Annotated in this window: 1 protein-coding gene; it reads right to left on the minus strand. The window is 40.4% G+C overall.

Annotation, left to right across the window (positions count from 1 at the left end; genetic code table 11):
* Positions 1-65: 65 nt before the first annotated feature.
* On the minus strand, positions 66-527 hold the full coding sequence (locus H5120_RS20055; protein WP_182675886.1) for a hypothetical protein: 462 nt from the start codon (positions 525-527) through the stop codon (positions 66-68).
* Positions 528-549 lie beyond the last annotated feature (22 nt).

Below are 549 nucleotides of genomic sequence, written 5' to 3' on the forward strand. Positions count from 1 at the left end.
ATAACACCCTACATAACCGGTTTTGGCTGCTCTTGCCAAAATCCGGTTCATGTATTTGTTATATTTCATTGCGCGAATATCAATAAGGGGATATCACCAGCTACTTTGGGTACACTAATTGGCCCTATAACCAACTCTCCAGTGTTCTTATCTACGACAGAAAAGTTAACTTCTGTCCAACTATGTTCGCCTAATTTTATTTGGTATTCAGCTTTCCTATCAAAAGTTGCTTTGATGGGAGCCTCAGCGTGGTTTGCTCCTTCATTGTAACAAATGCTTATTTCCCTCTCCCCCAATTCAACTCTCGTCGGTTTATCAAAAGTAAAACTGTTTTGGAAGGCACCATCGACTCGACATAAATAGACTTTTTCATGTCCTTTCCCCAGGAACTTCCCAGGACTATCTTCACCCCAAAAAACGACACTTGGAACGGTCTCTAGTGGTGGAGAATACAAATTAGCATTTCGGCCAGTAGAAGAGCACCCAAGTAAAAACAACAATGTGAATAAGACTACTAAAAACTTCATGTGACTCTCCCTGAAATATAAC

It is taken from the genome of Pseudoalteromonas sp. SR43-2, from assembly GCF_014163885.1.
Lineage (GTDB): Bacteria > Pseudomonadota > Gammaproteobacteria > Enterobacterales > Alteromonadaceae > Pseudoalteromonas > Pseudoalteromonas distincta.